Source organism: Serratia sp. CY44782 (assembly GCF_052168715.1).
In the GTDB taxonomy this organism is placed as follows: domain Bacteria; phylum Pseudomonadota; class Gammaproteobacteria; order Enterobacterales; family Enterobacteriaceae; genus Serratia; species Serratia nevei.
This window is the reverse complement of record NZ_JBJNME010000001.1, coordinates 479,537-503,837: the sequence shown is the minus strand read 5'-3', so window position 1 is coordinate 503,837 and position 24,301 is coordinate 479,537. Positions and strand designations below refer to the sequence as shown.

At 59.5% G+C, this 24,301-nt stretch carries 23 protein-coding genes; 15 read left to right on the top strand and 8 right to left on the bottom strand.

The window, feature by feature from the left end; all coding sequences use genetic code 11:
• Positions 1-26: 26 nt before the first annotated feature.
• From fdhD to ACJ8HT_RS02415, 7 genes are all read left to right on the top strand, one after another.
• Positions 27-869: a formate dehydrogenase accessory sulfurtransferase FdhD gene (gene fdhD, locus ACJ8HT_RS02445; protein ID WP_194572066.1), complete on the top strand. Its 843-nt coding sequence runs from the start codon at positions 27-29 to the stop codon at positions 867-869.
• Positions 870-927: 58 nt separating this feature from the next.
• Entirely contained in the window at positions 928-1,845 is a 918-nt protein-coding gene (locus ACJ8HT_RS02440) for a bestrophin family protein (protein ID WP_194572065.1), read from the top strand.
• A 34-nt stretch (positions 1,846-1,879) separates the two neighbouring features.
• Entirely contained in the window at positions 1,880-2,842 is a 963-nt protein-coding gene (locus tag ACJ8HT_RS02435) for a Dyp-type peroxidase (RefSeq protein ID WP_123895318.1), read from the top strand.
• Between the two features lie 72 nt (positions 2,843-2,914).
• Entirely contained in the window at positions 2,915-4,024 is a 1,110-nt protein-coding gene (locus ACJ8HT_RS02430; protein ID WP_197652568.1) for a YbdK family carboxylate-amine ligase, read from the top strand.
• Between the two features lie 95 nt (positions 4,025-4,119).
• Complete coding sequence (locus tag ACJ8HT_RS02425; protein ID WP_019453520.1) at positions 4,120-4,299, top strand: hypothetical protein; 180 nt, start codon at positions 4,120-4,122, stop codon at positions 4,297-4,299.
• Between the two features lie 215 nt (positions 4,300-4,514).
• A complete protein-coding gene (locus tag ACJ8HT_RS02420; RefSeq protein WP_197652566.1) occupies positions 4,515-5,111 on the top strand; it encodes a hypothetical protein in 597 nt (198 codons plus the stop codon).
• Between the two features lie 2 nt (positions 5,112-5,113).
• The gene (locus ACJ8HT_RS02415) at positions 5,114-5,887 is read left to right on the top strand and encodes a DUF3307 domain-containing protein (protein WP_197652564.1); all 774 of its coding nucleotides are present in this window, start codon (positions 5,114-5,116) and stop codon (positions 5,885-5,887) included.
• Between the two features lie 48 nt (positions 5,888-5,935).
• On the opposite strand, the gene mgtA is transcribed toward ACJ8HT_RS02415, so the two are convergent.
• Complete coding sequence (mgtA, locus tag ACJ8HT_RS02410; protein ID WP_197652562.1) at positions 5,936-8,635, bottom strand: magnesium-translocating P-type ATPase; 2,700 nt, start codon at positions 8,633-8,635, stop codon at positions 5,936-5,938.
• 242 nt (positions 8,636-8,877) lie between these two features.
• On the bottom strand, positions 8,878-9,576 hold the full coding sequence (locus tag ACJ8HT_RS02405) for an MgtC family protein (protein WP_025303346.1): 699 nt from the start codon (positions 9,574-9,576) through the stop codon (positions 8,878-8,880).
• 500 nt (positions 9,577-10,076) lie between these two features.
• Between ACJ8HT_RS02405 and ACJ8HT_RS02400 the strand changes: the two genes are divergently transcribed.
• Positions 10,077-12,260 (top strand): glycoside hydrolase, encoded by a 2,184-nt coding sequence (locus ACJ8HT_RS02400; protein WP_197652561.1) that lies wholly within the window; start codon positions 10,077-10,079, stop codon positions 12,258-12,260.
• Positions 12,261-12,321: 61 nt separating this feature from the next.
• The gene (locus tag ACJ8HT_RS02395; protein ID WP_197652559.1) at positions 12,322-13,707 is read left to right on the top strand and encodes a CoA transferase; all 1,386 of its coding nucleotides are present in this window, start codon (positions 12,322-12,324) and stop codon (positions 13,705-13,707) included.
• Here ACJ8HT_RS02395 and ACJ8HT_RS02390 read toward each other — a convergent pair.
• Complete coding sequence (locus ACJ8HT_RS02390; protein ID WP_174135265.1) at positions 13,704-14,576, bottom strand: LysR substrate-binding domain-containing protein; 873 nt, start codon at positions 14,574-14,576, stop codon at positions 13,704-13,706. The two genes, ACJ8HT_RS02395 and ACJ8HT_RS02390, sit on opposite strands and share 4 nt — an antisense overlap.
• Before the next feature lie 105 nt (positions 14,577-14,681).
• On the opposite strand from ACJ8HT_RS02390, the gene ACJ8HT_RS02385 reads away from it, so the two are divergent.
• Complete coding sequence (locus ACJ8HT_RS02385; RefSeq protein WP_197652557.1) at positions 14,682-16,097, top strand: pyridoxal phosphate-dependent decarboxylase family protein; 1,416 nt, start codon at positions 14,682-14,684, stop codon at positions 16,095-16,097.
• 12 nt (positions 16,098-16,109) lie between these two features.
• Here ACJ8HT_RS02385 and ACJ8HT_RS02380 read toward each other — a convergent pair whose 3' ends face one another.
• Positions 16,110-16,751 carry a GNAT family N-acetyltransferase gene (locus tag ACJ8HT_RS02380; RefSeq protein ID WP_197652692.1) on the bottom strand — a complete coding sequence of 214 codons (642 nt, stop codon included), beginning with the start codon at positions 16,749-16,751 and terminating at the stop codon, positions 16,110-16,112.
• 794 nt (positions 16,752-17,545) lie between these two features.
• Here ACJ8HT_RS02380 and rcsA point away from each other — a divergent pair.
• Entirely contained in the window at positions 17,546-18,175 is a 630-nt protein-coding gene (gene rcsA / locus ACJ8HT_RS02375; RefSeq protein WP_049201322.1) for a transcriptional regulator RcsA, read from the top strand.
• A gap of 217 nt (positions 18,176-18,392) precedes the next feature.
• Here the strand turns inward: rcsA and dsrB are convergent, their stop codons facing one another.
• Together dsrB and cspE are read right to left on the bottom strand one after the other, a co-directional pair.
• Positions 18,393-18,593 carry a protein DsrB gene (gene dsrB / locus ACJ8HT_RS02370; protein WP_194572084.1) on the bottom strand — a complete coding sequence of 67 codons (201 nt, stop codon included), beginning with the start codon at positions 18,591-18,593 and terminating at the stop codon, positions 18,393-18,395.
• A gap of 321 nt (positions 18,594-18,914) precedes the next feature.
• The gene (gene cspE / locus ACJ8HT_RS02365; RefSeq protein WP_049201327.1) at positions 18,915-19,127 is read right to left on the bottom strand and encodes a transcription antiterminator/RNA stability regulator CspE; all 213 of its coding nucleotides are present in this window, start codon (positions 19,125-19,127) and stop codon (positions 18,915-18,917) included.
• Between the two features lie 378 nt (positions 19,128-19,505).
• Here cspE and ACJ8HT_RS02360 point away from each other — a divergent pair, with 378 nt between their 5' ends.
• The 3 genes from ACJ8HT_RS02360 to ACJ8HT_RS02350 all read left to right on the top strand — a co-directional run bounded on the left by ACJ8HT_RS02360 (position 19,506) and on the right by ACJ8HT_RS02350 (position 21,766).
• On the top strand, positions 19,506-19,883 hold the full coding sequence (locus ACJ8HT_RS02360) for a hypothetical protein (protein WP_194572083.1): 378 nt from the start codon (positions 19,506-19,508) through the stop codon (positions 19,881-19,883).
• A gap of 511 nt (positions 19,884-20,394) precedes the next feature.
• Complete coding sequence (locus tag ACJ8HT_RS02355) at positions 20,395-20,604, top strand: hypothetical protein (RefSeq protein WP_004935132.1); 210 nt, start codon at positions 20,395-20,397, stop codon at positions 20,602-20,604.
• Positions 20,605-20,758: 154 nt separating this feature from the next.
• On the top strand, positions 20,759-21,766 hold the full coding sequence (locus ACJ8HT_RS02350) for an NAD(P)H-quinone oxidoreductase (protein WP_376787975.1): 1,008 nt from the start codon (positions 20,759-20,761) through the stop codon (positions 21,764-21,766).
• A gap of 44 nt (positions 21,767-21,810) precedes the next feature.
• On the opposite strand, the gene ACJ8HT_RS02345 is transcribed toward ACJ8HT_RS02350, so the two are convergent.
• The gene (locus tag ACJ8HT_RS02345; protein WP_197652556.1) at positions 21,811-22,863 is read right to left on the bottom strand and encodes an SDR family oxidoreductase; all 1,053 of its coding nucleotides are present in this window, start codon (positions 22,861-22,863) and stop codon (positions 21,811-21,813) included.
• A gap of 110 nt (positions 22,864-22,973) precedes the next feature.
• On the opposite strand from ACJ8HT_RS02345, the gene ACJ8HT_RS02340 reads away from it, so the two are divergent.
• A complete protein-coding gene (locus ACJ8HT_RS02340) occupies positions 22,974-23,906 on the top strand; it encodes a LysR family transcriptional regulator (protein WP_197652555.1) in 933 nt (310 codons plus the stop codon).
• A gap of 3 nt (positions 23,907-23,909) precedes the next feature.
• On the opposite strand, the gene ACJ8HT_RS02335 is transcribed toward ACJ8HT_RS02340, so the two are convergent.
• The gene (locus ACJ8HT_RS02335) at positions 23,910-24,299 is read right to left on the bottom strand and encodes a YidB family protein (RefSeq protein ID WP_019453502.1); all 390 of its coding nucleotides are present in this window, start codon (positions 24,297-24,299) and stop codon (positions 23,910-23,912) included.
• Positions 24,300-24,301: the final 2 nt, after the last annotated feature.

The window sequence follows — 24,301 nt, the reverse complement described above, 5'->3', positions numbered from 1 at the left end:
GTATCCGCCGGCGCCGCGAAACCATCATGAACAAGCATTTGATTCTCGACGAACCCGGCGATGCCGATTCGGCCTGCCTGTCGCGCCACGCGGTCTGGCAGCGCAACGATCTGGCTCAGGCGCAACAGGATTGGCTGGCGGAAGAAGTGCCGGTCGCCCTGGTGTACAACGGCATTTCCCACGTGGTGATGATGGCGACGCCGAAAGATCTGGCGGCCTTCGCCATCGGTTTTTCGCTGTCCGAAGGCATCATCGCCTCCCCCGACGATATCTACGACATCCGCCAACAGCCGGCCTGCAACGGCATTGAAGTGCATGTGGAACTCTCGAGCCGCCGCTTTATGCAGCTGAAAGAGAAGCGCCGCAGCCTGGCCGGCCGCACCGGCTGCGGCGTCTGCGGGGTAGAGCAGCTGCAGGAGGTCGCCCAACCCATCGCGCCGCTGCCCTTCACGCAACGCTTCGATTTGGCCCTGCTCGACCGGGCGTTGGCGCAGCTGCAGGAGGTGCAAACGGTGGGGAAACTGACCGGCTGCACCCACGCGGCGGCCTGGATCCAGCCGGACGGCGCACTCAGCGGCGGGTGTGAAGACGTCGGCCGCCACGTAGCGCTCGACAAACTGCTGGGCTACCGCAGCCAACGGGCGTGGCTACAGGGGGCGGCGCTGGTGTCGAGCCGCGCCAGCTATGAAATGGTGCAAAAATCCGCCATGTGCGGCGTCGAGATCCTGTTCGCCGTTTCCGCCGCCACCCGCCTGGCGGTGGAAGTGGCCGAGCGCAGCAACCTGACGCTGGTGGGCTTCAGCAAGCCGGGGCGCGCTACCGTCTATACGCACCCACAGCGGCTCTGGCAATCGACGCCGGCGGCCTAACGCCGCCGGACAAGAATCGACTATTCTCAATGGCAAGACACCAGGAAACGCCATCACCATGATTATTCGCCCGAACCAGAACTGGTTTTTTCGCCTGTTCGCCTGGCACGGCTCCGTGCTGTCAAAGATCACCTTTCGTCTGTCGTTGAACGTGCTGATGTCGATAGTGGCGGTGATCAGCTATCAATGGTACGAGCAGCTCGGCGTGCATTTGACCATCGCGCCGTTCAGCCTGCTGGGTATCGCCATCGCGATTTTTCTCGGCTTTCGCAATAACGCCGGCTACAGCCGCTTTGTCGAAGCGCGCAACCTGTGGGGCTCGCTGCTGATCACCGAGCGATCGCTGCTGCGCCAGATCAAAAGCCTGCTGCCTGATGAACCGGCGGTGCATCAGAAGGTCGCCAAGCTGCTGATCGCCTTCAGCTGGAGTCTGAAGCATCAGCTGCGCGCCACCGATCCGACCGCCGACCTGTACCACAATCTCAGCAGCAAGGAACTGGCCGAAGTGATCGCCAGCCCGATGCCGACCAACCGCATCTTGCTGATGCTGGGCCAGGAGATCGGCAAGCTGCGCCGCCAGGGGCTGCTGAGCGACATCACTTTCGAGCTGCTCGACAATAAACTGAGCGAACTGTCCCACGCCCTCGGCGGCTGCGAACGGCTCGCCAGCACGCCGGTGCCGTTCGCCTATACCCTGATCCTGCAGCGCACCGTTTACCTGTTCTGCAGCCTGCTACCTTTTGCCCTGGTGACCGACCTGCATTACATGACACCGTTTGTTTCGGTGTTCGTTTCCTATACCTTCTTATCCTGGGACTCACTGGCCGAAGAGCTGGAGGATCCGTTCGGCGTGTCGGCCAACCATCTGCCGTTAAACGCCATCTGTAACACCATCGAGCGTAACCTGCTGGAAATGAACGACCAAAGCCCGCTGCCGCCGCCGATGAAACCCGACGAGCACTTTAATTTGATTTGACCTATTTCACCCGAACACACTGGAGCCGAATGCAATGAATGCAAATAACAATCCGCCGCAAGCCGTTTTCACTCCGGTGACGCGCCATGCCATCTTCATCGTCGCCACCCTGTCGCCCGTTCCTGCCCATCTGGCGGCGGTGCGTGCCTGGTGCGGCGACATCGCCGCCGTGGTGCGTTCGGTCGGTAAACGTGCACCGGCGGGCAACCTCACCTGCGTCTGCGGCTTCGGTTCCGAGGCTTGGGATACGCTGTTTGGCGCACCGCGCCCTCGCCAGCTGCATCCGTTCAGCCCGATCGGCAGCGGGGAACGCGTCGCCGTCGCCACGCCCGGCGACATCCTGCTGCATATCCGCGCCGATGAAATGGATCTGTGTTTCGAACTGGCCTCGCAGCTGGTCGGCAAGCTCGGCGACGCTGTGACGGTCATTGAAGAGGTGCACGGCTTCCGTTACTTCGATCAGCGCGCCATGATCGGCTTCGTCGACGGCACGGAGAACCCGGAGGGGCACGAAGCCTTCGACTACACGGTGATCGGCGACGAAGACGCGGCGTTCAGCGGCGGCAGCTATGTGCTGGTGCAAAAATACCTGCATGATATGCAGGGCTGGAACTCGCTCAGCGTGGAAACGCAGGAGAAGATCATCGGCCGCCATAAGCAGTCCAACATCGAGCTGGATGAAGCGGTCAAACCATCGTCATCGCACAGCTCGCTGACCACCATCACCGACGAGCAAGGCAACGAGGTGAAAATTCTGCGCGACAACATGCCGTTCGGTCGCCCCGGCCTGCGCGAATTCGGCACCTACTTTATCGGCTATGCACGCTCCCCGCAGCCGATCGAGCAGATGCTGGAAAACATGTTTGTCGGCCGCCCGGCCGGCAACTACGATCGGCTGCTCGATTTTAGCCACGCGGTGACCGGCACCCTGTTCTTCGTGCCTTCCGCCCCGCTGCTGGAAGCGCTGGCCGACCGCAGCGGCGCCGAACTGCATTAAGCCCTCCTTCAGCGGCAAAGCCTCCCCCCGCGACTTATACTGAATTAACGTTGCGTATTGGGGGGAGGTACCATGCCGCTCACATTCAAACGTTCGGAAAGGCTCTCCATCGGCACCGAAATAGAGCTGCAGCTGGTCGATGACGAGCACTACGATCTTACCGATCGGGCTGACCGGGTGGTCAACGAGATCGGCGACCGCCGGCGCGTCAAACATGAGCTCACCAAGTCGATGGTGGAGCTGAACAGCTCGGTGCACCGCGATCTCGCTGAACTGCACGCCGAGCTGCGTGCCCTGACCGCAACCGTCCGACGCAGCGCGCAGCGCCAGGGCTGCGACGTCTGCGGCGGCGGCCGCCATCTGAGCAACGACTGGCGCAAGCAGGTCATCAGCGACAGCGCGCGCTACAGACAGCTGGCCAGCCGCTTTGGCTATCTCTCCAAACTGGCCTGCGTGTTCGGCCAACACATTCACCTCGGCGTCAACGACGGGGACGAGGCAATGTACCTGTGCCATGCGCTGACGCCCTATTTCCCGCAGCTGATCGCGCTCAGCGCTTCGTCACCGCTGTATCAGGGCGTCGACACGCACTTTGCCAGCTCCCGTTTCAGCGCGCAGAACTCCTTCCCCAACTACGGCTGCCTGGAGCACATCTACAGCTGGCGCGAATTCAACGCCTACTACGAACGGCTGAACGCCGCCGGCGTGATTGAAAGCATCAAGGATATTTACTGGGATGCGCGGCCGAAACCGGAGCTGGGTACGGTAGAGATCCGCATCTGCGATACGCCGCTGCACATCGCGCACGCCGTGCTGCTGGTCGGCTACTGCCGTCTGCTGGCTGATTTTCTGTTGCAGCGCCGGACGCCGATCGCGCCGGAATACGATGCCTTCACCCATTACAACAAGATCAACGCCTATCGCAGCGGTTTCGCCGCCGAATACGTCGATCCTGCGACGCTGCGCCGCAGCAGCCTGACCGCCCACATCCTGCACACCCTCGAGGCGCTGAGCGATTTCGCCGAGCGGCGGGAGGATCGGGCGGTGTTACAGGCGATCGAGTGCCATGTTCGTCAGGGCATCAGCGATTCAGAGCATATCCGCCAAATGTTGCACAACGGCCTGCCGCAGGCTCAGGTGATAAAACGCCTGTGCGATGAACTGTTGCAGCCTGCAAGTTAAGTTTCAGCTATCGATTCCATACGCCAAAGCCGCTGTTCATTATGTGCTCTTTCGCTACAATCGTGAGCACTGACATTCACCGTATCGAGGACACCATGTACAACTTCTCCCGCTATCAGGCAAAAGAACTGGCGCTGGCTTATATGAGCGGCAAAAAGCACGATCTGTCGCCGCAAGAGTTTTTGCAGCAGTTGAAAAGCAGCGAACGTTCGTTTGAGCACCTGCTGAAACACGGCAGCGAAATGCCGCGTGAAGTGCTGGTAAAAAGCTTCTGAGCGGCCGGTCGCCGGCCTGTTTACGTCTACGCCGCCGGTGGCGAGTCTGACAGATTCGCGCTTTCCCGGCCATTTCGCCTCCCTCTCCCCCGTAACACAGCGTTTCGCTCCTACAGACGAAAACGCGGTAAATTCGCACCCAGAAGCGAATTATTGACATATTCGCATCCAAATGCGAATTTATAGTCATCTCTCTGCAAACAACGGATCACAGCATGCCGACGCCAATCAGCGTAATCAGCGGCGATCTGGTCGATTCTCGCCGCTCAGACACCGCCAACTACCTCAATGGGCTGCATAGCCTGCTCGATCGGCTGCAACTCGACGGACGGCTGCATCAAGTGGAAATCTTTCGCGGCGATGCCTTCCAAGCGCAGGCCGCCCCGGAGGACGGGCTGCTGCTGGCGGTATATATCCGCCTCGCGCTGCGGGCGATGGGCGCCGCACACTGGGACGCGCGCATCGCCGTCGGGCTGGGCAGCCAACGGCCCGAAGCCGCCGGTTACGGCAGTGCCTTTATCAACTCCGGCAGCGCGCTGGACGCCATGGCAAAAAATTGCCGGCTGGCTCTGAAAACCGACAACGATCGGACAAACGCCATTGTCAGCGATCTGCTGCCGATGTTAGATCATGTGATTGCCCGCCTGTCACAGGCCGAAGCGCGCATCGTTCAAGCGAGAATATTCGCCGACAGCGGCGCCGCCGTGGCAGACCAGCTGCAAAAAGCCGCCTCCACGGTCTCCGCCGCGCTGAAACGCGCGGCCTACGAGGAAATCATGCGGTTTATTCACGCCATTAACAGGATCGTCTGACTATGGATCTGACCTATGCGCCTTTGCTGGCCTGGCTGTTGCTCGTCCACCTGCTGGCGGATTTTCCGCTGCAGCCGCTGAGTTGGGTGGAAGATAAAATCCAACATCGCGCACGTTCGCGTTTTCTGGTGTTGCACGCGTTGCTGCACGGGGTGCTGGCCGCCTGGGTCGTGGCGGGTTTCGGCCTGCTGCACGGGGGGCTTTCTTCGCTTCAGGTGCTGGCCAGCCTGCTGCTCATCGCCGTCAGCCACTACCTGATCGATTTGCTGAAAGTCACCGCAATGAACCGCCTGAGCCCGGCCCGCAGTTTCCTGCTCGATCAGGGTTTGCATCTGGCGGTGATCGCCTTGCTGTGGCTGGAGCTGACGCCGAATGCCGGTGAACTGCTCACCGCGCTGGGGCGGCAACTGGGGAGTTGGCAAACCGGTCTGGTGCTGGTGGCCTACAGCCTGATTTATCTGCCGATGAGCCTGCTGATCGGGCAACTGCTGGCGCGCTGGACACCGCAAATGCCGCCTTCGGCCAAGGCCGACAACGACTCGCTGCTGCGCGCGGGCAAACAGATTGGCTATCTGGAGAGAACGCTGATCCTGACCTTTGTGCTGCTGGGGCAAATCCCGGCGATCGGTTTTTTGCTGGCGGCCAAATCCATCTTCCGTTTCGGCGATCTGCGCCAGAGCGACGATAAGATGCGCACCGAGTATGTGCTGCTCGGCACGCTGTTTTCCTTCACGCTGACCATCATGCTCGGCCTGCTGGTCAACAAACTGCTGTAGCGGTGCGGGGGCGAAGAATTTCGCCCCCGAAGTGAACGCCGAGGCGGTTTAGAGCCACTCGCCGAAGCGGCGGATATAGAAACGCTTCATCAACTGCGCGACCACGCAGTAGCTGACCAGCGTAGCGGCCAACCACGGGAAGTATTCCCACGGCAGCGGCTGCAGGCCAACCAGGGCGCCGAGCGGCGAGAACGGAATGTAGATGCCGAGCGCCATCACCAACCCGGTGGTCAGCAACACCGGCAGCGCCGCTGTGCTCTGAATGAACGGGATCTTCTGGGTGCGCAGCATATGCACCACCAGCGTTTGCGACAGCAGCCCCTCAATGAACCAGCCGGACTGGAACAGCGCCTGGTGTTCCACGCTGTTGGCGGCGAACACGTACCACATCAACGCATACGTCGTAATATCGAAGATTGACGAAGTCGGCCCAATCCACAGCATAAAGCGCCCGATGTTTTTGGAGTCCCACTTGCGCGGCTTGCGCAGGAACTCTTTGTCCATCTTGTCCCACGGCAGCGACAGCTGAGAAATATCGTACATCAGGTTTTGAATCAACAGGTGGATCGCCAGCATCGGCAGGAACGGGATGAAGGCGCTGGCCACCAGCACCGAGAACACGTTGCCGAAGTTGGAGCTGGCGGTCATGTTCAGGTACTTGATGATATTGCCGAAGGTCTCGCGCCCTTTGATCACCCCCTCTTCCAGCACCATCAGGTTCTTTTCCAACAGGATGATGTCCGCCGACTCCTTGGCGATGTCGGTGCCGGTGTCGACCGAAATGCCAACGTCGGCGTCGCGCAGCGCCGGCGCATCGTTGATGCCGTCGCCGAGGAAGCCGACGGTATGGCCGTTGGCCTGCAGCATTTTCAGCACCCGCGATTTTTGCAGCGGTGTCAGCTTGGTGAAGACCGTGCGCTGCTCCACTTCGCGCGCCAGCTCTTCGTCATCCATCTGTTCAATCTGCAGCCCTGAGAGCGGTTCACCCGGCTCCAGCCCAACGTCGCGACAAATCTTGCAGGTGATCACCGGGTTGTCACCGGTCAGCACCTTCACCGTCACGCCGTTTTCCTGCAGTGCGGCGATCGCCTGCTGCGCGCTTTCCTTCGGCGGGTCGAGGAAGGTCAGCAGCCCTTGCACCACCATGTCGCGCTCGTCGGCCACGCTCAGCGGTTCGGCCTGGCGTTGCGCATCCAGCTCGCGCGTCGCCAGCACCAGCACGCGGAAACCGTCTTCGTTATACTCGCGGGCCAGCGCCTGCAGCGCCGCACGGCGCGCGTCGTCCAGTTCCAGCGTCTTGTCGCCTTCACGCACGTGAGTGGCGATCTCCAGCATCTCCTCTACCGCGCCCTTACAGATCAGCTGCTGCTTGCCATTTTCGTCCGCCACCACGATCGACAGCCGGCGGCGCACGAAGTCGAACGGCAGCTCATCCACCTTGCTGAAACGGCCCAGGGCTTCGATCCCCGGTTTGCCGCGCCCGAAACGGATCACCGCCTGGTCCATCAGGTTCTTCATGCCGCTCTGATGGAAGCTGTTTAGCCAGGCCAGATGCAGCACCTCGTTATCTCTGGCGCCATTGACGTCGATGTGGTGCTCGAGAATGATGCGATCCTGGGTCAGGGTGCCGGTCTTGTCGGTGCAGAGCACGTCCATGGCGCCGAAGTTCTGAATGGCGTTCAGGCGCTTCACCACCACCTTGCGACGCGACATGGCGATCGCCCCTTTCGCCAGGTTGGAGCTGACGATCATCGGCAGCATTTCCGGCGTCAGGCCGACCGCCACCGCCAGTGCGAACAGCGCCGCCTCGCTCCAGTCGCCTTTGGTGAAGCCGTTGATCAGCAACACCACCGGCACCATCACCAACATGAAGCGAATCAGCAGCCAGCTGACGCTGTTCACCCCACGATCGAACGCGGTTTGCGCCCGCGAGCCGACGATCGACTTGGCCAGCGAGCCGAAGTAAGTACGCCCGCCGGTCGCCACCACCACCGCCGTGGCGGTGCCGCTGGCGACGTTGGTGCCCATCAGGCAGATATTGGACAGTTCAAGCAGCGCGTTCTCGCTGGATACCTCCCCGTCGCTCGACTTCTGCGCCACGTTACCCATCGCATCGTATTTCTCGATGGGGATCGCTTCGCCGGTCAAAATCGCCTGGCTGATGAACAGATCGCGCGAGGCGATAAGGCGTACGTCGGCCGGCACCATGTCACCGGCGGAGAGCTGAATGATATCCCCCGGCACCAGTTCGCGGATTGGCACTTCCAGCGTCAGCGGATGCGCGCTGTAGCTGCTGCGGCGCAGCACCGTGGCGGTGGTGCGCACCATCGACTTCAACGCTTCCGCCGCTTTGTTGGTGCGGTATTCCTGCCAAAAACGCAGCAGCCCGCTCAACGTGACCATGGTCAGAATGATAATAACGCCGGTGAGTTCAGTTTCTTCACCGCTCTGGCGCGGCAGCCAATAATCGGTAAAGAAACTGATCGCAGCCAGCACCATCAGCACGAAGATAAACGGGTTGTTAAAGGCCTTGATCAGCTGAATCAAAGCATGCGGCGCCTTGTCGTGGGCGACCTGGTTGGCGCCGAACTGCTCCAACCGCTCATCGGCGTCGTCCTGGGTCAAGCCGTTGCGGTTGCACTTAAGGTTCGCCAGCGTTTGGGCGATGCTGTTGGTCGCCTCTTGCGCAATGGCGTAGGTCACCGCATCTTTATCGCGGCGACGCGTTCTTTCATTAATCTGAGTCATAACGCTATTCTCTTATTTTCGTTCTGCGCACAGGGATATCCCGCCCGATAAACAGGTGACTCTGCGCAGAGTGGAATTTTTTAATTAGCGTGACTGAATAGCGTGATTACCCTGTCAGCCACGCAGAAATCATTTCCCTTCCGGGGTCATCGTCCATAACGCCTCCTTAATGCTCCGCATTATTCAGGCGTGCCCGAATAACCTGAACATATAATCAAGTTAATAAATATTTATATAATTAATCAGACCGGTAATTCGGACGCGACGCGCCAGCGAACGGCACTCACGCTTTTTTCCAGACTGACGCGGCAGACAATACCCTCAATTTCTTTTTGCGCGGCCGGCGTGGCGGTAATTTCCGCGCACACTTCCAATTGGCCAGGGCTGGAAATATCGGCGCTGCGCAAGGACTGCAGCCGTAAGGCGACGCCATTCAGCGCCTGCAGAATCAGGGTGCGCACCAGAATTTCATCCTGCTCGCCGCAGGTCACCTGAATGCGATAGCACAGTTCCAGATCGGTCGCCTGCTGGTGCGGCTGCAGGTTGATGCGCTGAGCGGCTTCGCGCAGCAGGATATTGGCGCACAGGATCACCAGCGTGGCGACCACCGCATCCCAATGCTGGCCCAGGCCGCACAGGACGCCGATCCCGGCCGAACACCACAGCGTGGCGGCGGTGTTGAGGCCGCGAATGTTCAGCCCTTCACGCATGATAACGCCGGCGCCGAGGAAACCGATACCCGAGACAATCTGCGCGGCCACGCGGCCGGCGCTGGCCGGATCGGTGGACATGGAGCTGAGAATAAAGACCGCCGCGCCGGTCGCCACCAGCGCATTGGTGCGCAGGCCGGCCATACGTTGGCGCCACTGGCGCTCGGCGCCAATCACCGCGCCCAGGCACATTGCCAGCAATAAATTTAAAACGAAAGGAGTCATAGCCATGACTGTCCCCTTAATTAACCGCAGGAGATAAAATCATGTGCTGTTTAGCACACGCAAAGTCGCGCCGAAAATAAATCAGCGAATCAGCGTACTGTGCCTGGAGGGAAAAGGCTGTGGCTGCAGAATACCATAATAACGTCCAACTCAATTCACCTGAAACCGTCAGGCCTCAGGAAGCGTTTTTTATTGGGGTATGCACAGCTCAGGAATAACTGGAGAGGGGTGCTGCCCGCCGATAACGGCAAGCAACAAATCAGAAGAGAATTGGTCAGCTTGCCTTATTTGTTTTATTACAACTACAACTGTCCAATTGGGTTTCTCCACCGAAATTTTGGCTGAGTATAGTGACGTCGAGTAATGAAGTAAAGGCTAATTTATTAAACGAAAAATAAACTGAAATACCGCAATGATATTCCGATGTCACAAATAGAAGACGGCAACATTGGGCGTCGGTGCACTTATCGATACACTGCCCTCCTTCATCTTTCAAGGACGCCCCGATGAAACACCGACTTTCCCCGCTCGCATTCGCACTGCTCGTCAGCTTTCCCGCCGATGCCCTGCTGCTGCAGCAAGGCGACGTGCAGTTTGAACTCGATCCCGCCACGCTGCGCATTGCCGCCGGCCCTGTGCCGGTCAATCTGGCACAGCCCGCGCAACAGATCGCGGATCTCACCGCATCGCCACAACGCGCCAGCTGGCGTTGGCCACAGAGCGAGGTCAAGATTAGCGCCCGGCTGGAAGACGGCGATCTGCGCCTGAGCTTCAGCAGCGATCGGCCACAGCTTCTGAACTGGTATCGCCTGCCGCCACAGGCGGAAACGCTGTTGCTGCCGATCGGCGAAGGCAGCCGCATTCCGCTCGACAACGCAGTCTGGCGCCATTACCTGACGACGGAAATGACGCCGCTGGATACCAATTGGGATCTGAAGCTGCCGCTGTGGAGCCAACAATACCAGGGCAAGGTCTACAGCTGGCTAATGTTGACGCCGTTCAGCAACCGGGTCACCTTCGCCGCCGCGCAGGAAAAGCTGGAGATGCGCGCCGGGCATCAGTTTAACCGCTTCAATCAACAACAGGCATTCGAGGTGCTGCTGCACATCGGCGACACCCCGCTGTCCGGCGCCCGCCGCTATCGCGACTATTTGCAACAACACGGCCAGTTCAGCAGCCTGCGAGAGAAGGTAAAGCAGGTGCCCGAAGGCGAAAAGCTGATCGGCGCCACTCATGTCTACCTGTGGGGCGACAAACTGCTGGCGGCGGAAGACGTCAAAGATTGGCCGGGATTGCTGCACTACCTTAACTCTCCCGCCGCCGCCGCGCTGCGGCAAAAAATGGATACCGAGAGCAGAAAATCCCTGCTGCAGCTGGCGGGAAAAATGCCGGAAGGCTGGCAGCAACAGCCGCTGATCGACGGCATCAACCAGGCGTTGACGGCGCAAATCCCGCTGGGCACTACGCCGGACGACGCCGATTTTCTGCAGGCGCAGCAGCGCCAGGCCACCGCGGTGCAGGAGCTGGCGCAACGGGAACTGGGGCGCTGGTTAACCCCGTCGGACGGTTGGGGACAGGGGCTGGCCAAACCGTTGATCGACGCGCTGCGCCAGGCCGGCTTGCCGCGCCTGTGGTTGGGCACCGATAACTGGACCGCCACCTTCCTACACCCACAGGCGGTGGCTGCCGCCAAAGCGGCCGGCTATCTGATCGCCAGCTACGACTCCTACGATACCGCCATTCCACGCGGCGTGAACGACAGCTGGCTCACCGCGCAACTGCCGACGGCGCTGCGGGAAACCTGCGCCATCGTGCGCGCCGACGGCAGCAAGAAACCCGGCTTCGGCAAACAGGGCTACTACCTCAATCCGGGCTGCGTCCTGCCCTATTCTCAACGGCGCATGCGCGAATTGGTGCAACTGGCCGGGTTGAACAGCCTGTTTCTCGACGTGGACGGCACCGGCATGGTCTCCGACGACTATCAGCCCGGCCACCCGACCGGCGCGGCGCAAATGGCCGAAGCGCGCAACGCCAGGCTGGCCTGGTTCAGCGCCACCCTTAAGCTGCCGCTCGGCTCGGAGGACGGCAATGCGGTGACCGCCCGCAGCCTGATGTTCGCCCACGGCATGGAAACCTGGGGATTCGGCTGGGGCGATAAACAGATGAATCAGGATAAATCCTCGCCCTATTATCTCGGCGCCTGGTGGCCCAACGCCCAACCGGCGTTTTTCTTCCGCCCCGCCAAGGTGAAACAGCCCTACCGCACCGTCGAATTCGATCCGCGTTACCGTCTGCCGCTGTACCAGGCCGTTTTCCACGATGCGATCGTCAGCAGCCACCACTGGAATTACGACAACCTGAAGTTCAGCGACGTTCAGACCACCCGCAGCCTGCTCAGCCAGCTGTACAACACGGCGCCGATGTTCCATTTGAGCCGCGCCACCCTGGCGGCCCGCCTGCCGGCGATCAAGCGCGCCGACGCCGCCTTCCGGCCGCTGCATCAGGCCCTGTGGGACAAAGCGCTGACCGACTTCCGCTGGCTCGATCGGGACGGCTGGGTGCAACAAACGACGTTCGGCGACGGGTCGACGCTGACCGCCAACTTCAGCGCGCAGCCGTTTGCCGGCATAGCGGCCCACAGTCTGCGCGCCAAACTGGCCGACGGCCGCACGTTCGACGTTGCGCCTTAGCAAGGTCGCCGGTGGTGGACTACGCTAGGCTATATTTCCGACGACCCGCAAGGAGCGGCCGATGACGCCTCTGATCCACACTCTGCTTGACGAGATTTGGCAAAGCCTCGGGCAGCGCCCCGCGACCTGCGACCGGTTAACCGTAAGCGGTACCGGCGCACTGCCTTCGGCTTTTCCCGTCACCGAATTGGCTACCGCCGCCTGGAGCGCCGCCGGTTTGGCCTGCGCCGAATTGCTTCGCCGCAAGGCAACCGACGCGCCGCAGGTCTGGGTCGATCAACGCCTGGCCTCACTCTGGTTTGGCTGGACGCTGCGTCCGTTGGGTTGGACGCTGCCTGCAGCTTGGGACGCACTGGCCGGCGACTACGAGACGACAGACGGCTGGATACGCCTGCATACCAATGCGCCGCACCATCGGCGAGCGGTGGAACAGGTGATGGGCCCGGCATCGGATAAAGGCACGCTGGCGGCGCGCGTGCTGAGCTGGAAAAAAAGTGAGCTGGAGCAGGCAGTAATCGAGGCCGGCGGCTGTGCGGCCCAAATGCGCTCGGCGGCCGCGTGGCGGCAACATATTCAGGGCAAGAGCGTGGCGCTCGAACCCTTGATCCACACCTCGCTGCAGCCGGAAGCGCCGCCGCCGGGCTGGGCGCTGCCCATCGCCCGGCCGCTGCACGGCGTGCGGGTGCTGGATCTGACGCGCATTCTCGCCGGACCGATCGCCACCCGTTTTCTCGCCGGTTTGGGTGCCGACGTGCTGCGCATCGATCCTTACGGTTGGGATGAGCCCGGCGTCGAGCACGAGGTGATGCTGGGCAAGCGCAGCGCGCGCCTCAACCTGACCAATGCGCACGATCGCCATACGTTTGAACATCTGTTGAGAAACACCGACGTGATCGTACATGGCTACCGTGCCGGCGCGTTGGAGAAGCTGGGCTATGGCGCGGAGGAAAGACGCGCGCTGGCGCCGGGCCTGATCGACGTCTGCCTGAATGCCTACGGCTGGAGCGGGCCGTGGCGCACCCGACGCGGTTTCGACAGCCTGGTACAGATGAGCTGCGGGTTGGCGGAGGCGGGCATGGTTTGGCGCAGCGCCAGTTTGCCGGTGCCGCTGCCGGTACAGGCTCTGGACCACGCCACCGGCTATTTGATGGCGGCGGCGGTGCTGACCGGCATGGCGCATCGCCTGAACCGCGGCACCGGCTACCACGCGCGGCTGTCGCTGGCGCGCACGGCGCAACTGCTGCTGGCACATCCCTATCCGGCGCATTATCGGCCGGAAGCACTGGCGCCAGCCGGCCCCGCCGACGAAAACCCGGAAACGGAACTGACTTACTGGGGCGCCGCGCAACGTCTGCACGCGCCATTAAGCCTGCAGGGCACGGCGTTGCAATGGTCGCTGCCGGCGACCACGCTCGGCACCTCGCAGCCGGAATGGCTGCGCCGTTAAGCCACCGCCAACTGTTGCTGCAGCCACTGCAGCAAACGTAGGACCGCCGGCGTTAGCCCGGCGGTCTGCGGCCATGCCAGATAAACGTCGTCATCGCTCAAGCGGCAGGGTTTGGCCAGCGCCACCAGCTTCCCCGCGTCGATCGCATCCTGTACCAGCAGCTGTTTGGCCAGCGCAATGCCGAACCCCTGCTCAGCCGCGCGAATCAGTAACCCGGCATCGTTGAACAACGCCTGTTGCCGCCCGCACAACGAGCGCCCCTGCGCCTCGAACCAATCGCGCCAGGGGCTGACGTCGTGTTCCAGCAACGGAATATCGCCGCCGTTTTCGAACGCCGCTCCCCACTGCCGCACCATGTCCGGTGAGGCGACCGGCAGCACGTCACCGGATGCGATGCGCTGCGCCTGCAGCCCCGTCCACTGACCGCTGCCGATGCGGATCGCCGCATCGAACCCGCGCAGCGACAGATCCTGCAGCGCCAGCGATGCATCGATATCCAGCGCAATATCGGCACAGGCTTCATGAAATGCCGGCAGACGGGGCAACAGCCAGTAATGGGCAAAAGACGGCAACACGCTAATACGCAGCGTCTGGCTTGCCGCCGCACGCCGAGCGCGGGCGACGCCCTGCTGCAGCGCCTGCAGCGCCGGCTCTACCGCCGCCAGCAACTCTCGCCCGGCGGCATTCAGGCGCACACCGCGCCCGCGCCGTTCAAACAGCGGATAACCGACCGCCTGCTCCAACAGCTGAATCTGCTGGCTGACTGCGCCATGCGTCAAATGCACCTGCTGCGCCGCGGCGCGCAAATTTTCCAACCTGGCGGCGATGGCGAAGGTCGGCAAGACATGCAGAGGGAGGCGTTCACTCATTCCTGGTTAACCATGCTATCCAAAAAGGTTATTTTTTATCGATTTTGGCCCGCAGGCAACTGTTCTATGTTTATGCCATCTATCCCTGATGCTTTCGGAGCCGCCATGCACCCACGTTTACAACAGGATCTTGCACAATTTCCGCAGATCCTCGACCACACCCGCCAGTTGGCGGAAGATTTTCTGGCCGGGCTGCGTGAGCGCTCGGTCTGCCCACCGCTCGCGCAACAGCAGCTGCAGCCGGATGACGATCGGCTTGCGGAAAACGGTGAAGGCGCCCTGGCGGCGCTGGATGCCTTCTGGCAACGTTATCAGGCAGGCATTTCCGCCAGCGCCGGCCCGCGTTATTTCGGCTTCGTCACCGGCGGTGCCACTCCAGCGGCGGTCGCGGCGGACTGGCTGGTTAGCGTGACAGACCAAAATAGCCAACTTAGCCATGATACGATCGCGGCGGCGATCGAGCTGGCCGCCGTGACGCAGTTGAAATCCCTGCTGGGCCTGCCGGAAGCGTTCAACGGCAGCCTGGTCAGCGGCGCCACCATGGCCAATTTCACCGGGCTGGCCATTGGCCGGCAGTGGCTGGGCCGGCAACAAGGTGTCGATATCGCCCAACAGGGGCTGGCGGCACTGGGGCCCATTCGGGTGCTGGCGGCCAATCCGCACTCCAGCAGCGTGAAGGCGCTCAGCATGCTCGGCATCGGCCGCGAGGCGCTGACGATCGTCGCCAGCCTGCCGGAGTCTGAAGCCATGGACATGACGGCGCTGGAGCGGCAGCTCGCCGCCGGGGAAGGCCGCCCCACGTTGGTGCTGGCCAGCGCCGGTACGGTCAACACCGTCGCCTTCGACGATCTGCCACGCCTGCTGGCGCTGCGGGAACGTTATCCGTTTTGGCTGCATGTCGATGCGGCCTTTGGGGGGGTGGCGGCCTGTTCGCCGCTGTATGCGCCGCGACTTGCGGGCTGGCAGCATGCGGACTCCATCACCGTCGATGCGCACAAGTGGCTGAACGTGCCGTATGACAGCGCGATCCAATTTACTCGCCATCTGGATCTGCAGATGCAGGTATTTCAGAACCATTCAGCCTATCTGGAAGCGCCGACGCCGCGGCCGGACAACTATCTGCATCTGACGCCGGAAAATTCGCGTCGCTTTCGCGCCCTGCCGCTCTGGCTGACGCTGAAAGCCTATGGCCGCAGCGGCATACGGGATATCGTCGAGCGCAACGTCCGATTGGCGCAGGCTCTGGGCGCAGCGCTGGCAGACGACGACGGTTTCCATCTGCTGGCGCCGGTGAATTTGAATGTGGTGTGCTTCGCGCTCAGTCATCCACAGGGGGAGAGCGAAGCGGCGCGCGATCGCTTTCTCGAACGCCTTAACCGGCATGGCGTGGTGCGTTGCACCCCTACGCGTTATAACGGCCAGCCGGGGATCCGCGCCGCGCTGGTCAACTGGATGACGGAGGAACGGGACATCAGCCTGGCGCTGGACTCGCTGCGCCATTGCCTGGTGGAGACGGCCTAAACGCCTGGCGCGTCACCCGAGCTGGAAGGCCTGCAAACGCCGTTTTTGCCGCCCGTCGCCGCCGATGTTATCCGGTGACAGCCAGGCGGCAAAGGCGGCGTGTCGCGCCGGCCATTCCGCGTCGATGATCGACAGCCAATCGGTGTCGCGCGTGCGTCCTTTGACGACGACCGCCTGGCGGAAAGTGCCTTCGTAACGGAAACCCAAGCGCTCGGCGGCCTGGCGCGAAGGCAAATTGAGGCTATCGCACTTCCATTCGCAACGCCGATAGCCAAGATCGTCAAACAGATGCCGCAGCATCAGGAAAATCGCCTCGCTGCCCAGCGCGCTGCGCCTCATCAGCGGCGACCAGTTGATGGTGCCCAGTTCGGCCACGCCGTTGGCGGGATCGATGCGCAAAAAAGCGCAGGTTCCCACGGCGCGCCCGTTCGCCTGATCGACCACCACCATCGTGTTTCTGTCAGCACTGGACGCTTGAGTCTGAAGATAACGCTGGAACTCCTCGCGGGTCTGCGGCCGCTCCCAAAACAGATAGGTCCAGTCACGGTCGTCCGCAGCAATTTGATAAGCCTGATAGAGCTCATCCCCCCAACGCTCAAGGCTTAATGGTTCAAGGCGGCAAAAACGCCCTTGCAGTAACCTGTGCCCAGGTATGCCTGCCGGTTGCCAATGATGGAGGGCATCGCCTATCGGCTGCCCATATTGATTCCGTCTCACCGCGACATCCTGTTTTTGAAAGGTGGAAAGGCAAGTTAAAACCAGCGAGAGCCAGAGACAACTCCGACCTCCCGCCGTCCCTTGCCGGTCGGGTCAAAAGGAAATAGTTTAGAGAAATCACTCAATCACCGTTACATATTCACAGAGATGATTTCAAATGAAATAAATATCCATATAACTCATTGTAAAATGGTGGTTTATGGCAACAATTAAGCTACACATTTCAGCCAGAACGTTAACTTTCTCTTGTTGCTTTGGCAAAAAAAAGAAGTGATTCTCATTATCGCACAAAAGAATAAAAAATTATCATGTTGATTTTTATTACAAAAAACAGAAAAACACACACAAGACACTTTTTGAACACTCAAAAAATGTACCCAAACGACTCAAAAAACCAACACATGAATTTTTTTTAAGACTTTTCCTAGCAAACTAAAATTTTGTTTCGTGACATGATGAGCAGAATCTCGGCAAGCAATGCTGGCAGGCGCAGGCGCCAAGCGCGGATCGAGCGCATCATGTCAAAGCTGAGCGAACAGCAAATCGCTCTGACTTAAGCCAAACTTATAGATTCATGTGATTAATAAGTTTAGTATGAAAATATCATTGAGTGCCGTCGTGTTTATTGATAGAACACTCGCTACACTGAATTATTGCTCCATTTTGCCTTTCGGCTTTTTAGGCTTTTTCTCATATTACCGCAGTAAAACGGATTTAAGTGGGGGTGCGATATGCCAACGATTATCATGGATTCATGTAGCTATACCAGACTGGGGTTAACCGACTATCTGACTTCGCATGGCGTGAAGAAGCGCCATATTAATGCCATCGAGGATATTGACAGCCTGCATGAAAAATGCAGCAAGTTGAATCCTAGCCTGGTGTTTATTAACGAGGACTGCTTCATCCACGAAGCAAACGCCACCGAGCGAATAAAACGGGTGATTTCACTGCACCCGGATACGTTATTCTTCATCTTCATGGCTATTACCAATGTACATTTCGACGATTATTTATATGTTCGCAAGAATGTCATCATATCGTCAAAATCCATCAAACCAGAAACGATGAATCAGTTACTTAGCCACTATCTCGAGAAAACGTCCCTACGGACGGAGAAATCCTCTCTGGACCAAACGCCGGTAACGCTGAGCCAGACCGAATCGAACATGCTACGCATGTGGATGTCCGGTCAAGGCACCATCCAGATATCAGACCAGATGCAAATAAAGGCCAAAACGGTCTCTTCCCACAAAGGAAACATCAAGCGGAAAATAAAGACGCACAACAAGCAGATCATTTACCACGTTGTTCGTTTGACCGATACGCTGACCAGTGGAATATTTGTCAATAGCCGTTAAACCTCAGAGAATGCCCCCACTCTGTTTTTTCGGCCGTTAAATATCCGATGATAATATCATCTGGATATCAGATGCTGGAACCACCAAAAGAATACCTGCTGCGTTATCCCCCGCTAACGCAACGGGTATTTTTTACCATTGATAAAAAAAATCTTACCGCAACGAAATAATCTCAAAATGGACAATTTCATTAGCAAATTAATGAGATTAGCCGACGTTACTGCCCGTGCTCGCGACAAGGCTCCACAAACGTGCCGTCATGGCTGTCGATTTCATTAAAAAACCATACGCCCGCCGGGTAATCCTCAAGAGAAACCAGATACATAGTCCCTTCGTTGAACACCTCTACGGCCAGAATGATACCTTCGCGCCGCGGGCCGCCATCTGTTTTTACCGTCACTCGATCGTTAACCTGCATACCGTTTCCCCATTATTTGCAATTGGCATCAGTGTATGACAAAACCCAGGGGGAAGGACACCGCCCCGCACCAATCCAGCCTCGCTCTCAGCGTAGCCGCCGCCCGGATTTTCACTTTCTTAACGGTTTGGCCGCAGAATCTTAAGCCGGCCTCGCGTAGCCTGTCTTCAGGCGTTTCCCCCCCAGAGAAGCGCTCGCAAATGAAGAAGTAACAAGGAACTTTTGCCCGCAGACTTGCGGGCTTTTTTTTGCGCACCGCCGAATTGCAGGCATAAAAAAACCCGCCGCGGCGGGTTTTTTTCAATCAGCGGTAGACGCCAATTAGATAGCGGTAACGTTAGCCGCAGATGGACCTTTCGCACCGTTCTCGATAGAGAACTGTACGTTCTGGCCTTCAGCCAGGGTCTTGAAGCCTTGATCCTGGATAGCAGAGAAGTGTACGAATACGTCTTTGCTGCCGTCTGCTGGGGTGATGAAACCAAAACCTTTAGCTTCGTTGAACCACTTCACTTGACCTTTGATCAGGTTAGACATGTCTATCTTCCTTCAATAATAAATGTAAGCCGCTATGGGCGATATAGCCGGTCATCAGTTACTTATGGAGGCACTGGAAAGGAAATTCGTCAGAGAAGGGCTATCCGGGATAACGCTTTTAATTTGAACTACTTTACTCAAAATGTCGTGCATAAATAGGTCTGTACCACAGGCCGGTAAGCATTAACTCACGAGCGGGCGGCAATAGCAACTCTTTTCGCCTCGTCGTGCCGTTTACCTCAGCTAAACGCACAGGATTTGACCCTGTTTGTCGACGCTATCGCCGCGCGTCTTCTCCTTACCGGCCAAGACAAATGATAGTAATTATCGTTACGCTGTTTTATAGTTGCACAAAGAAATCATTCAGGGAGATTCACCATGCCGAGATGGCTCACATTACCGGCCGCCAGCGTTACCGCCCTGCTGGCCTTTGCCGCTTGCAGCGCCCCGCTGGCCGCGCTGGAGCTGAATTATCAGCCCCCAGAGCCTGGCATTGCCCCGCCCCCAAAACCGGTGGCTCCGCCGGGGCCGGCCCCCAAGGCGGCGAAACCGCCGATTACCTGGGCAGAGGCACGCGACAAGAACGGTTTTCGCGTCGATATCGAATGCGATCATCCAGGCTGCAGCAAGCCGCGCGCCAAACCTTATCCCGCCTATGAAGGCCCGGTGAAGAAAACCGATCGCCGCCGCCAATCCGATCCTTACTCCACCAATCAGGATCCCGATTACAACATTCAGTTGGGCTATGAGTGGTAGCGGCGCTTTCGGAGTAATACCTATATCAGCCGCCCTCGCCGCTGCATAAAATAGCGCCAGTTCACCACTCCTCCTGGTGTTGAACACAACAAGCTGTGTTGCAAATCTTTATGCGCCTCCCTATAGGCGCTTTTTTTTTTGCTCCTCCCTCATGCCCGTTTCCCGATTACAGATTGCTCTCATTGCCCCGTAAAGTGATGAATGTCACAAATACGCCTCCTTGCCATTCTTATTCGGAGGTGATGTTCATGGCCACAGGATCCCTTGCCCTCTTGGCTGCCTTGGCCGGCATTGCGGGCTATTCGCTCTATAAACACTTCAAATCTCAGAAGAAAAGTACATTCGTTCGCCCGCACGATCGGTAATCGATAACGTGTTTACACCGCGAAGGCGCGGCACGCCGCACGCCGCGCCTTCGTGGACCGTCATGTTTTCATCACAAAATTGTCACAATATGGCCATATGATGATTCGCGATTATCCGCTCTGGCTTAACACCAAGGATTTCGCCCATGACCATAATTAAAGCTGCAAACCATCAGGAAGCAGAAAAGCTCATCCGCGCCGGCACAGCCAAGAAAATCGAACTGGCCTACGATATCGGCAGCGATGACTTCTTCCAGCTTGCCAGCCTGTGGTGCGATAAAGGCGCCAAGATCTCCAAAGGGAAAGAACACTTTATCGTCTCGTTAAAAGGGTTCCGCATCCCCCCTAACGATTGATATCCAGCCGCCCATCGCGGCGGCGTCCTCCCTTCCTCGCAAAACCGCTCTATTCGACCACGCGCACCTCATTCGATTTCGCTAAGCTAACAGCAGACTTTATTGCGGGCGTTCCGCCTGGATAACCACGTCCGCCACGATGAGGAGAATGAGCATGTCAACAAATGCAGCGCAGCCCGGCACGATGAAAGCCATTGAGATCAGCCAACCGGGTGCTCCCGAGGTTCTGGTCGTCACCGAACGCCCGGTGCCCGTCCCGCAAGCGGGCGAACTCCTGGTGAAAATCGCCGCCGCCGGCGTTAACCGCCCCGACGTGCTGCAGCGTCAGGGGAACTATGCGCCACCGCCCGGCGCTTCGGATATCCCCGGCCTGGAAATCGCCGGCGAAGTCGTCGCCATCGGTGAAGGCGTGGCCCACTTCGCGCTCGGCGATCGGGTTTGCGCCCTCATCGCCGGCGGCGGCTATGCCGAATACTGCACCGTGCATGAAAGCAATGCGCTGCCGGTGCCGGCAGGCCTGAGCCTGACCGAGGCCGCCGCGCTGCCGGAAACCTTCTTTACCGTCTGGGTCAACGTGTTCCAGCGTGGCCACCTCAAAGCCGGCGAAACCGTGTTGATCCACGGTGGCACCTCTGGCATCGGCACGGTCGCCACCATGCTGGCAAAAGCCTTCTGCGCGCAGGTGATCACCACCGTTGGCTCCGAAGAGAAGCGCCAGGCCAGCCTGGCGCTGGGCGCCGACGTAGCGATTAACTACCGCAGCGAAGATTTTGTCGCACGCACCAAAGACGTCACCGACGGCAAAGGCGCCGACGTGATCGTCGATCTGATCGCCGGCGACTATGTGGCCAAGAACTATCAGGCCGCGGCGATGGAAGGCCGCATCGTACAAATCGGCACGCAAAATGGCGTGGTAAAAGAGCTCAATCTGATGCCGCTGCTGTTGAAACGCCTGACCCATACCGGTTCAACGCTGCGCTCGCGCAGCGTCGCGGACAAAGCGCAGATTGCCGCCGATCTGCACGAGAAGGTTTGGCCGCTGCTGGAGCGCGGCGTCCTGAAGCCGCAAATTTTTAAAACCTTCCCGCTCGAACAGGCCGCCGCCGCGCATGCGCTGATGGAGTCCAGCGAGCACATCGGCAAGATCATGTTGACGTTCTGAAACCGTTCCCCGCAGCCTGCGCTGCGGGGAAACCGATGCCGCGCTCAGGGAATGATGCCGCGGCGGCGGAACTCATCGAACAGCGAGAAAAACATGGCTTCGGTTTCGACAAACTGATGGAAACCGAAACGCCGCGCCTTGCTGCCGTCCGCGAACATGTCATAGTCCCAGGAAAAGACGAAGTCGGCGAAACGCCAGCCGGCCACCGCGCGATAGTCCGGTTCGGTCAATTGGTGCCGTTGCACAAGCTCTCGCCACAGCATCGCTTTGTCCGCCATCATGCTCTCCAACGGCATCGGCAGCGGCGGCGCGCATTCCAGCCCGAAGTAAGCGGCGATTTTTGGCCACATCTCGCTCCAGCGAAACAGATCGCCATTGTTGATATTAAAGGCCTGATTGGCCGCCGCCGGTTCGGTCGCCGCCCACAGCGTGGCGCGCGCCAACAGCCCGGCATCGGTCATTTCCAGCAGGCTGTGGTAAGCGCCCGGTTTGCCGGGGAAACGCAACGGCAGCCCAAGCGCTTTACTGACCGACGCGTAAACCGCGATGCTTAACGCCAGGTTCATCGGATTGCCGAGCGAGAAGCCCCCCACCACGCTCGGGCGAATGGCGCTCCAGTGCCAACGTTTGCCGGCCTGACGCTGCGCCAGATACTGCTGTTGCGCCACGTTAAACTCCGGCGGCATATGCCCGGCGTCGCTTTCACGCGCCGGCGTTTTAAACGGCCCCAAATGAGCGCCATATACCTTATAGCCCTGCATCAGGCTGATATGTTCCAACGCCGGCGCGATCGGCTCCAGCCCCTCGACGACGTTTTGCAACATCTGCAGATTGGGCGCCACCAGGCCAGCCCAATCCGGCGCATCCTGATAGGCGGCATAGAAAACGTGGCTAACCGTGCTCAGCGGCCGCAGCGCGTCGCGCGTCGCCGCCGCATCCAGCAGATCCACCTTTAGGTCGCGCACCCCAGGCGCCGGTTGCCCACCCCGGCGCGAGACGCCCACCACGGGCCAGCCCTGGCCGGTCAGTTCCTCAATCAAACGGCGCCCTATCACGCCATTGGCGCCGATCACTAACGCCTGTCGCTTTGCATTCATCTTGTCACTCCTCGGGTTGTCGAGGCCCTGAGTGTTATTGATTAGCGACCCTTGCGGTAGACGAGACTTTCCACTAACACTAATAAGAAATATTTATAGGCAAAATCGCTATGGATAAGCTGAACGCAATGAAAACCTTTGTGCGGGTGGCGGAGCTGGGCAGCCTGTCGGCCGCCGCTCGCGATCTGCGTTTGACGCAGCCGGCGGTCAGTCAACAAATCGCCGGCCTGGAGCAGCAACTGGGGGCCCAACTGCTGTTTCGCAGCACCCGGGCGGTCACCCTGACCGATGCCGGCAATGATTACTACTTGCGCCTCAAGCCGATTCTGGCGGCAGTCGACGAAGCGGAAGAAGCATTGCACGGCCAGCGCCACCGGCTGCAGGGCAACCTGCGCATTCACGCACCGACCGGATTCGGGCAACGCCACGTCACGCCGCTGGCCATCGCATTCCAACAGCACCATCCGGATCTCACCATTGAGCTGCTGCTGGACGATCGCCGCGCCGACGTGGTAGGTGAAGGCATCGACGTGGCGCTACGCTTCGGCGAGCTGCACGCACCCGGCATGGTGGCGAAACGGCTGGGTGAACTGCAACGCCTGCTGGTGGCGGCACCGGAGTATCTGGCAAAGCATGGCGTTCCACGCTCGCCGGCGGAGCTGGCAAAACATGCGCACATTCGCTATAGCGGATTGAACGACGGCGATATGCTCACCCTGATCGGCCCGCACGGCCCCGAGATAGTGGCGCTGCGGCCCACCTTCCGCGCCAACAATACGCTATCGCTGCTGACGGCCATCGAGGCGGGGCTTGGTATCGGCGGCGCTCAGCGGCCGATGATCGGGGAGCAGCTGGCGACAGGGGCGCTGGTGCCCGTATTGCCGGAATACCGCTATCCGCCCATGGCGCTGCACGCGGTCTATCCCGCATTACGATTTATTCCGGAGAAAGTGCGCGCCTGGGTGGCGCATCTGCAACAGGCGTTGACGGCGATCGAGGGAATTAGCGGAGTGAATGCCCCCGGCCAGACGCCGGGAGCATAAGCCTTATTTGAACAGTTTGCCGACCATGTCGCCCAGTTCGTTGCTGTCTTGCTGCACTTCGCCATTTGGCGAAGCGGCATCCGCGACCGTTGGCAAGAACTGTGCAATGGTGCTGGAGGCCTGGGCCGGATCAACACCCAGTTTTTCAGCCAGTTGATTGATCGCGTCACTACCCAGCGCCTGCTGTACGTGATCGCCGGTAATTGGCTGGTTTTCACCATTGCCGAGCCAGGAACCGACGATATCGCCGAACTGCCCCTGGCGGAACTTGTCCAAAATGGCCTGCAGGCCACCTTGTTGCTCAACCCATTGCATAATGGCGATGTAATCGATGCCTTTACCGTTGGCGCCGCCGCCCAGAATGTTACCCAATACGCTATCGAACAGACCCATGA